Here is a 9,386-nt window from a genome sequence, read left to right as displayed (position 1 = left end):
GCCGGGTTGGTCAGGGTGGCGGTGTAGGTGATCTGGCCGCCTTCGGTGATGTTGCCGGTGGCGGTCAGGGTCAGGCCTGTGTTGTCCACCGAGTCGGTAATGGTGGTCACCGCTGGCGTGGCGTTTGGCACCAGGTTTTCGAAGTTGCCGCCGGTGGCACCGGTGATGGTGGTGCTGACGGTGCTGCCGTTGACATAAACGTCATTGGCCAGGGTATCGACCACGACGGTGCCGGTGGTCTTGCCCGCTTCGATGGTAATGACCGCGCTGTTGCTCAGGGTCACGGTCACCGGTGTCTGCGCCGGGTTGGTCAGGGTGGCGGTGTAGGTGATCTGGCCGCCTTCGGTGATGTTGCCGGTGGCGGTCAGAGTCAGGCCCGTGTTGTCCACCGAGTCGGTGATGGTGGTCACCGCTGGCGTGGTGCTTGGGACCAGGTTTTCGAAGTTGCCGCCGGTGGCACCGGTGATGGTAGTGCTGACGGTGCTGCCGTTGACATAAACGTCATTGGCCGGGGTATCGACCACGACAGTGCCGGTGGTCTTGCCCGCTTCGATGGTAATGACCGCGCCGTTGCTCAGGGTCACGGTCATCGGCGTGCCGGCCGGATTGGTCAGCGTGGCGGTGTAGGTGATCTGACCGCCTTCGGTGATGTTGCCGGTGGCGGTCAGGGTCAGGCCTGTGTTGTCCACCGAGTCGGTGATGGTGGTCACGGCCGGTGTGGGGTTCGGCACCAGATTTTCAAAGTTGCCGCCGCTGGCACCGGTGATGGTGGTGCTGACGGTGCTGCCGTTGACATAAACGTCATTGGCCGGGGTATCGACCACGACGGTGCCGGTGGTCTTGCCCGCTTCGATGGTAATGACCGAGCCGTTGGACAGGGTCACAGTCACCGGTGTCTGCGCCGGGTTGGTCAGCGTTGCGGTGTAGGTGATCTGGCCGCCTTCGGTGACGGTGTTACCAGCCGTCAGGGTGACCGTGGTGGTGTCGACGGTGTCGGTGACCTGGGTCACGGCCGGGGTGGTCGGTGGCGTCACAGTGATGCCGCTACCGCCGTTGGTGCCGGTGACAGTTACGTCGATCTGGGTCGCGTCGTTGTAAACAGTGTCGTTCGGAGCCAGTGGCACGTTGACGGTGCCGGTGGTCGAGCCCGCGGGAATCACGATCACCGCGCCGTTGGACAACGTGACAGTCAGGTCGGTCAGCGGTGCCTGGGTCAGGGTCGCGGTGTAAACCAGCACGCCACCGGCTTCGGTGATGGTTGGCGTGGCGCTGAGGCTCAGGGTCGACTCGCGCAGGACGTTGGCGGTGGTGTTGTTGGTCTGGCCGCCGGTGGTGTCCTGAGTGGTTTGCGCAGCAGAGTTGATGCCCGCGGTAGGGAAGCCGATGGTCGGGTCGACGCGGCCGGCAGTGGCGTCGAGCATCACGAAGCTGTGACCGCCACCGACGGCACCGCCAGAACCTGCGGCAGTCGGGCCGGCAGCGGTGGCTTCAAGGTCTTTGGTCGGGTCGGCACCGGCGGCAATGGCTTGTTGCAGTTCTTCAACGGATGGCGCGGCTTGCGCGGTGGCTGCTGCAAGATCAGCGCTGGAGTCCGGGGCGTCAGCGCTCCACTGGGTGTCGCGGCCCAGATCGAGGGTGCGGCCATCGGCCAGTTCCAGGGACACGGCACCGGAAAGGCCAGTGTCGATCTGGTCGCCGACAAACAGTTTGTCGCCTTCAACCAGAACGCGGCGGATGCCATCGGGGGACACCACGAAAACCTGACCGACAATGCTTTTGACGATGGCAACAACACTGCTCATTGAAGATTCTCCGGGGTGTCACGTTCAGTTGACTTCCATAGACCTGATGGCGTCTGCGCCAACCAGTCTGGACGTTCATTGCAAAATGGATGCACAAATTTGACGCATAAATTCGTCAATAATTTGGCTATAATTTTTAGTTATTAACTTTATGCCAAACTATTGACCTTCTCGGAGCCATCCTAAACAATCGTCCCAGTAATGTCACATTGATATTTCTGTGGTGACCTGTCCTCGGTCTGCGATCCAGTTCCGCTTTTGAACTTTCCGACATACGGTCATTCCGCTTGCCATCTTCCGACGCAGCACGTTCTTTTGCTGTGATTCAAGACAAGAAGTTCTGGGAAATTCCTACAATGCGTTCGCCTTTGTTCATGGCTATACCTTTCGCCTTCGCCGCGTCTTTCGTCCAGGCGCAATCCTTACCAGAAGCCATGCAACAAGCGCTGGATGTCCATCCGGAGGTCCAGGCAGGCGTCAACAGTCGATTGGCTGCGGATTATCAGTTAAAGGCTGCGAAAGGTGGATACCTGCCACGGGTCGACCTGCTGGGTGGTTACGGTCGTGAAGGCACCGATAGCGTGACAACACGCACGGACGGCAGCAACAATCACTGGGAAACCCTGAATCGCAGTGAGTCAAGTCTGCGACTGACCCAAATGGTCTTTGACGGTTTTGCGACGTCCAGCGAAGTGGGGCGTCAACAAGCCGTCGTCAACTCCCGCGCTTACTCGCTGCTAAGTACTTCCGAGCGTACCGGTCTGACCGTGGCCCAGGTTTATCTCGACGTGCTGACCCGCCGCGAATTCGTGCGTCTGGCCGAGGACAATCTCAAGAGCCACCAGCGCATCTACGATCAGATCCAGCTGCGCACCCAGCGTGGTGTCGGCAGTGGAGCTGACCTCGACCAGGCCGAGGCGCGGATGGCTCAGGCGCGCAATAACCTGATCACCGAACAGACCAATCTGGCTGACGCCGAAACCAATTACCTCTCCGCTGTTGGTCAAATGCCCGATCAACTGGAGCGCCCGGCGAATTTCATGGCACTGATGCCGGCCAACCTGAATGAAGCCCGTGCGCAGATGCTGGAAAATAGCCCGATCCTGCGCTCGGCCGAATCCGATATCGCTGCTGCCGAGAAGCAGTACGACACGGCCAAGTCGACCTTCTATCCACGCTTTGATGCTGAATTGGGTCGCACTGCGGACAACGACATTGATGGTCAGAACGGCCACAACAACGAATGGCAAGCCATGCTGCGCATGCGCTTCAATTTGTATTCCGGCGGCAGCAACAAGGCCGATCTGGAATCCAAGTCCTACCTGTCGAACCAGGCGTTGGACATCCGCAACAATGCCCTGCGCCAATTGAATGAAGAGCTGGGCCTGGCCTGGAACGCCCTGAATAACGCCAATGCGCAGGTGCCCATCGCCCAGCAATATGTCGATCACAGCACTGCCGTGCGTACCGCTTACCAGCGTCAGTTCAGCCTCGGCGAGCGCACCCTGCTCGATTTGCTCGACAGCGAGAACGAACTGTTCACCTCCTCTCGCCGCCTGGCAGAGATCAAGAATATTCAGTTATTTACTCAGTACCGAATCAAGGCGACCATGGGCGAATTGCTCAAGAGCCAGGGAGTGGTCGCACCGTTGGCATCCGTTGTGCAGAACGACATGCAGCCCAAGGTCCAATTGCCTGGTATGAATTGAGCAGGACCATCATTGTTCAATTGTTAGCCAAGAGTGCCGAGCGTGGAATCAGAAGTCAGTCGGGTTCAACTCATTCATGATCCGCGCGCGTTGCATGACGATCCGCTACTGGATGGTCTGCTCGCTCTTTGCATGCTGCACCAGAAGCCTGCCAGCGCGGCAATGCTGACCACCGGCCTGCCGCTGCCCGAGCAGCGCCTGAGTGTCGATTTGCTGCCTCGCGCGGCAGCTCGCGCTGGGCTGCAAGGTCGGGTGCTGCAACGCAAGCTGGGGGATATTCCGGCGATTGCCATGCCGGCATTGTTGTTGCTCAAGGACGGTCGCACTGCCGTCCTGCTCGGCTGGCAAGGCGAAGATCAGGCACGGGTGCTGCTCAGCGAAAGCGATGGCGGCGAGTCCCTGGTCAGCCGTGAACTGCTGGCCGACGACTACACCGGCAAGGTCTTTTTTGCCCAGCCCCAGCACAAATTCGACGTCAATCACGGCACGTTGATTCCGCGTGCGCGTTCATGGTTCCGCGACACCCTCAAGCGTTCGCGCTGGTTGTACATCGACGCCATCGCTGCCAGTTTTCTGATCAACATCATCGCCATGGCCGCGCCGTTGTTCGTGATGAACGTCTACGACCGCGTCGTACCGAACCAGGCCGAAGCGACGCTGTGGGTGCTGGCACTCGGCATCACTGGCGCCTACCTCTTCGACCTGATCCTGAAAAGCCTGCGTAGCTTGTGCCTGGATCTGGCCGGCAAGAAAACCGACCTGATTATCTCGGCCACGCTGTTCGAGCGCATCGTCGGCATGGCCATGAAATACCGGCCGGCGCGGGTCGGCAGCTTTGCCCAGAACATCCATGAATTCCAGAGCCTGCGCGACTTCCTCGCCTCGTTGACCCTTACCAGCCTGATCGACCTGCCGTTCACTATCCTGATTTTCATCGTCATCGCGATCCTCGGCGGGCATCTGGTGTGGATACCGGTGCTGGCATTCCCGATTGCCCTGGCCATCGGCTATGCCTTGCAGAAACCCCTGGTGGCGACCATGGAGCGGACCATGGCGCTGGGGGCCGAGCGCCAGTCGAGCCTGATCGAAACCCTGGCCGGCCTGGATGCGGTGAAGGTCAACAACGCCGAAAGCGAACGCCAGTATCAGTGGGAACAGACCATCGGCACCCTCAGTCGCCTTGAGTTGCGGGTGAAAATGCTGTCCGGCCTGGCGATGAATATCACCTTGCTGATCCAGCAACTGGCCGGGGTGATCATGATCGTCTTCGGCGTGTACCAGATCATCGACGGTCACCTGAGCATGGGCGGCCTGATTGCCTGCTACATGCTCAGTGGCCGTGCGCTCAGCCCGCTGGCGTCGCTGTCCGGGCTGCTGACCCGTTATCAGCAGGCGCGGGTGACCATGACCTCGGTCGACCAGATGATGGAGCTGCCCCAGGAACGCAATTTCGAAGAGCGTCCGCTCAGCCGCAAGGTGCTGCAGGGCGCCATTGAGTGCCGTCAGCTCAACTTCACCTACCCGCAACAGCAGAATCTGGCGCTGAAGAACATCAACCTGTCGATTCGCCCCGGCGAGAAAGTCGGCATCATTGGCCGAAGCGGCTCGGGCAAGAGCTCGCTGGCGAAACTGCTGGTGGGGCTGTATCAGCCGGATGACGGCGCGTTGTTAGTCGATGGTGTGGATATCCGCCAGATCGACGTCAGCGAGTTGCGCTACAACATTGGCTACGTACCCCAGGACATTCAGTTGCTCGCCGGCACCTTGCGCGACAACCTGGTTTCCGGCGCGCGGTATGTCGAGGACGAATTGGTGCTGCAAGCGGCAGAGCTGGCCGGCGTCCACGAATATGCGCGCCTGCATCCGCAGGGTTATGAGCTGCAAGTCGGCGAGCGCGGGCAGAACCTCTCCGGCGGTCAACGGCAAAACGTCGCCCTGGCCCGTGCACTGTTGCTCAACCCGCCGATCCTGCTGCTCGACGAGCCGACCAGTGCCATGGATAACACCGGCGAAGAGCGCCTCAAACAGCGCCTGGCGGCGGTGATCGAAAACAAGACCATGGTATTGGTGACGCACCGGGCATCGCTGTTGTCGCTGGTGGATCGGCTGATCGTGATCGACCGCGGGCAGATTCTCGCCGACGGCCCGAAAGCCGCGGTGATGGAAGCGTTGAAGAAGGGGCAGATCAGTGTTGCTTAAGTCGGGTAAGGATTCGATCCGTCGCTACTTCAAAGGCACTGCATCGCTGCAGGGCCAGCCGCTGCCGGAGGTCAACAAGGCGCTGATCGAGGATGCGCCACGCGTGGTGCGGCTGACGATCTGGGCGATCATCGCTTTCTTCGTGTTCCTGATGCTCTGGGCCAACTTCGCGATCATCGACGAAGTGACCAAAGGCGACGGCAAGGCGATTCCATCGTCGAAGATTCAGAAAATCCAGAACCTTGAAGGCGGTATCGTTGCCGAGCTGTTCGTTAAGGAAGGCCAGATTGTCGAGGCCGGCGCACCGCTGATTCGCCTGGACGACACGCGATTTGCATCGAACGTCGGTGAAACCGAGGCCGATCGGTTGTCGATGCTGCTGCGGGTCGAACGCCTGAGCGCCGAGGTCGAAGATCGTCCACTGAACTTCCCCGAGGATGTGCTCAAAGCCGTGCCGGGGCAGGCCAAGAGTGAAGAGTCGCTCTATATCAGCCGTCGCCAGCAACTGCACGACGAGATTGGCGGCTTGCAGGAACAGTTGATCCAGCGTCAGCAAGAGCTGCGCGAATTCACTTCCAAGCAGGCGCAGTATCGCCAGCAATTAGGCTTCCAGCGTCAGGAAATCAACATGTCCGAGCCGTTGGTGGCCCAGGGCGCGGTATCGCCGGTGGAAGTCCTGCGCCTCAGGCGTGCCGAAGCGGAGACCCGTGGTCAGCTCGACGCCACCACGCTGGCGATCCCACGGGCCGAATCGGCGATCAAGGAAGTGCAGCGCAAGATCGACGAAACCCGCGGCAAGTTCCGTAGCGAAGCCCTGACCCAGCTCAATGAAGCACGTACCGACCTGAACAAGGCCCAGGCCACCGGCAAGGCCCTGGAAGACCGGGTCAGCCGTACGCTGGTCACTTCGCCGGTACGGGGTATCGTCAACAAATTGCTGGTCAACACCATCGGCGGGGTTATCCAGCCGGGCAGCGACCTGGTGGAAATCGTGCCGCTGGACGACACCTTGCTGGTTGAGGCGAAGATCCGCCCGCAGGACATCGCGTTCTTGCATCCGGGACAGGAAGCGACGGTGAAATTTACCGCCTATGACTACACCATCTACGGCGGGTTGAAGGCCAGGCTGGAGCAGATCGGCGCCGATACCATCACCGATGAAGACAAGAAAACCACCTACTACATCATCAAGCTGCGCACCGACCGCAGCCACTTGGGCACCGACGAAAAACCATTGCTGATTATTCCGGGGATGGTGGCTTCCGTGGACATCATCACCGGCAAGAAGACCGTCCTCAGCTACCTGCTCAAGCCGATCATCCGGGCGCGGGCCGAGGCGCTGCACGAGCGGTAGTACTTCATCGAGGCTGATGGACTCTTCGCGGGCAAGCCCGCTCCCACACTGGATTTCTGCCGGGCACAAAATAAGTGGTCGCTGAAGATCAAATGTGGGAGCGGGCTTGCTCGCGAAGGCGTCCGCTCAATCTATGCGTCTTCCGATCCGAAAATCCCAATCCACCAAAGAGTGACAAAAATGTCACCAGCCACCCGGTATCGGGCCTAAACAATTGCCATATCGTTATTCATTAACGGTATTTAAATTTCAATTCTTATATCTATAAAGTCAATCTCCTGCGTACCTGCCGACCAATCGGCGCGCCGCACGACACGAACCAACACGGAACCTCCGTGAGTTTCTGATCGACGCGCGCGCCTTTGAGCGTGCCGTGCGTGGGAGTGATTTATGTCTGCAGCTTCAGCTTCGCCAAGCATCGCGCCACAACGCTTCGAAATCCGCCCGTTCAGCGGTGCGGTGGGCGCCGAAATCATCGGCCTCGATTTGTCCCGCCCGATCAATGATCAGGACTTCGCCCGCATTCACCGCGCGCACCTGGATCATCACGTGGTGGTGTTCCGCGAGCAGCGCATAACCCCTGAACAGCACATCGATTTCAGCCGTCGTTTTGGCGTGTTGCAGATCCACGTGCTCAAGCAGTTCCTGCTGGCGAACCACCCGGAAATTCTCATCGTTTCCAACATCGTCGAGAACGGCCAGAACATTGGCCTGGGCGATGCCGGCAAGTTCTGGCACTCCGATCTTTCCTACAAAGAACTGCCGAGCCTGGGCTCGATGCTGCATGCCCAGGAGTTGCCGTCCGAGGGCGGCGACACGCTGTTCGCCGACATGCACAAAGCCTGGGACAACCTGCCCGAGGCACTGCGCAAAGCAGTAGAGGGGCGCTCGGCAGCGCATTCCTACACGGCGCGCTACAGCGAGACCAAATTCGAAGGCAACTGGCGCCCGACCCTGACTCCCGAGCAACTCGCCCAAGTGGCCGAAGTGGTGCATCCGGTGGTGCGTACCCATCCCGAAAACGGTCGCAAGGCGTTGTTCGTCAGCGAGGGTTTCACTACCCGCATCGTTGGCCTGCCGGAAGACGAGAGCCAGCAACTGCTGGCCGAACTCTACGCCCACAGTGTGTTGCCGCAAAACATCTACCGCCATCAATGGCAGCCCCATGACCTGGTGTTCTGGGACAACCGTTCACTGATCCACCTCGCCGCCGGATGCCCCAGCCATCTGCGCCGCAAGCTGTATCGCACCACCATCCAGGGCGACGCGCCTTTCTGATTTGTCGGAGATTTGATTATGTCCAAACGTCTTCCCTTTGCACCACTGGCCGCAGCTATCGGCCTGGGTTTCAGTCTGATCGCCGGCAGTCTGGTGGCGCCAACCGTAGCCCACGCCGAAGGTGAAATCCGCATCGCCGAACAGTTCGGCATCGTTTACCTGCTGCTCAACGTGGTGCGCGATCAAAACCTGATCGAGAAATACGGCAAGCAGGAAGGTATCGACATCAAGGTCGACTGGACCCAGCTCTCCGGTGGCGCGGCGGTCAATGATGCGCTGCTTTCCGGCTCCATCGATGTTGCCGGTGCCGGCGTCGGCCCGCTGTTGACCATCTGGGACCGCACCCATGGCAAGCAGAACGTCAAAGCCGTGGCCTCTCTGGGTAACTTCCCGTACTACCTGGTGAGCAACAATCCCAAGGTCAAAACCATTGCCGATTTCACCGAGAAGGACCGCATCGCGGTGCCGGCGGTGGGCGTGTCGGTGCAGTCGCGCTTCCTGCAATACGCGGCTGCCAAGCAGTGGGGCGACAAGGAATTCAACCGCCTCGACAAATACACCATCGCCGTTCCGCATCCCGACGCCACGGCGGCGCTGGTGGCTGGCGGCACGGAGCTGAGCGGGCACTTTTCCAACCCGCCATTTCAGGATCAGGAACTGGAAAATCCGAACGTGCACGTGGTGCTCAATTCCTATGACGTGCTCGGCCCGAACTCGCCGACGGTGTTGTTCGCCACCGAGAAATTCCGCAACGAGAACCCGAAAACCTACAAAGCCTTCATCGAAGCGCTGACCGAAGCCGCACAGTTTGCGCAGAACGACAAAGGCGCGGCAGCGGACACTTATATCCGCGTCACCAAGGCGAAAATCGACCGCGCCGCGTTGCTGAAAATCATCGACAACCCGCAGTTCGAATTCAGCATTACGCCGAAAAACACGTATCCACTGGCCGAGTTTCTCTACCGGGTCGGCGCGATCAAAAACAAACCGGATTCGTGGAAGGATTACTTCTTCCAGGACGCCAAACCGCTGCAAGGGAGCTGA

General features: G+C 59.8%; 6 protein-coding genes. 5 read left to right on the top strand and 1 reads right to left on the bottom strand.

What is annotated here, in order from left to right:
- The coding region (locus AC07XF_RS19640; RefSeq protein ID WP_495027769.1) for a retention module-containing protein at nucleotides 1–1,802 on the bottom strand (1,802 nt) is incomplete at its 3' end.
- A gap of 356 nt (nucleotides 1,803–2,158) precedes the next feature.
- Here AC07XF_RS19640 and AC07XF_RS19635 point away from each other — a divergent pair.
- The 5 genes from AC07XF_RS19635 (at nucleotide 2,159) to AC07XF_RS19615 (ending at nucleotide 9,386) form a co-directional block, all read left to right on the top strand.
- Complete coding sequence (locus AC07XF_RS19635) at nucleotides 2,159–3,511, top strand: TolC family outer membrane protein (protein WP_495027768.1); 1,353 nt, start codon at nucleotides 2,159–2,161, stop codon at nucleotides 3,509–3,511.
- A gap of 42 nt (nucleotides 3,512–3,553) precedes the next feature.
- The gene (locus AC07XF_RS19630; protein ID WP_495027767.1) at nucleotides 3,554–5,710 is read left to right on the top strand and encodes a type I secretion system permease/ATPase; all 2,157 of its coding nucleotides are present in this window, start codon (nucleotides 3,554–3,556) and stop codon (nucleotides 5,708–5,710) included.
- Nucleotides 5,700–7,064, top strand: a complete 1,365-nt coding sequence (locus AC07XF_RS19625) for an HlyD family type I secretion periplasmic adaptor subunit (RefSeq protein WP_495027766.1) — start codon at nucleotides 5,700–5,702, stop codon at nucleotides 7,062–7,064. The genes AC07XF_RS19630 and AC07XF_RS19625 overlap by 11 nt, the downstream gene beginning before the upstream one ends.
- 390 nt (nucleotides 7,065–7,454) lie before the next feature.
- Complete coding sequence (locus AC07XF_RS19620; RefSeq protein WP_495027765.1) at nucleotides 7,455–8,342, top strand: TauD/TfdA dioxygenase family protein; 888 nt, start codon at nucleotides 7,455–7,457, stop codon at nucleotides 8,340–8,342.
- An 18-nt stretch (nucleotides 8,343–8,360) separates the two neighbouring features.
- A complete protein-coding gene (locus tag AC07XF_RS19615; protein ID WP_495027764.1) occupies nucleotides 8,361–9,386 on the top strand; it encodes an ABC transporter substrate-binding protein in 1,026 nt (341 codons plus the stop codon).

Source organism: Pseudomonas sp. GW821-FHT01C01, from assembly GCF_059422645.1.
This window is presented reverse-complemented; position numbering and strand designations above follow the sequence as displayed.

What these genes read in the sequence shown, in the direction of transcription:
- AC07XF_RS19615 (WP_495027764.1), top strand. Translation starts at nt 8,361, where the DNA reads ATGTCCAAACGTCTTCCCTTTGCACCACTGGCCGCAGCTATCGGCCTG.
- AC07XF_RS19635 (WP_495027768.1), top strand. Translation starts at nt 2,159, where the DNA reads ATGCGTTCGCCTTTGTTCATGGCTATACCTTTCGCCTTCGCCGCGTCT.
- AC07XF_RS19620 (WP_495027765.1), top strand. Translation starts at nt 7,455, where the DNA reads ATGTCTGCAGCTTCAGCTTCGCCAAGCATCGCGCCACAACGCTTCGAA.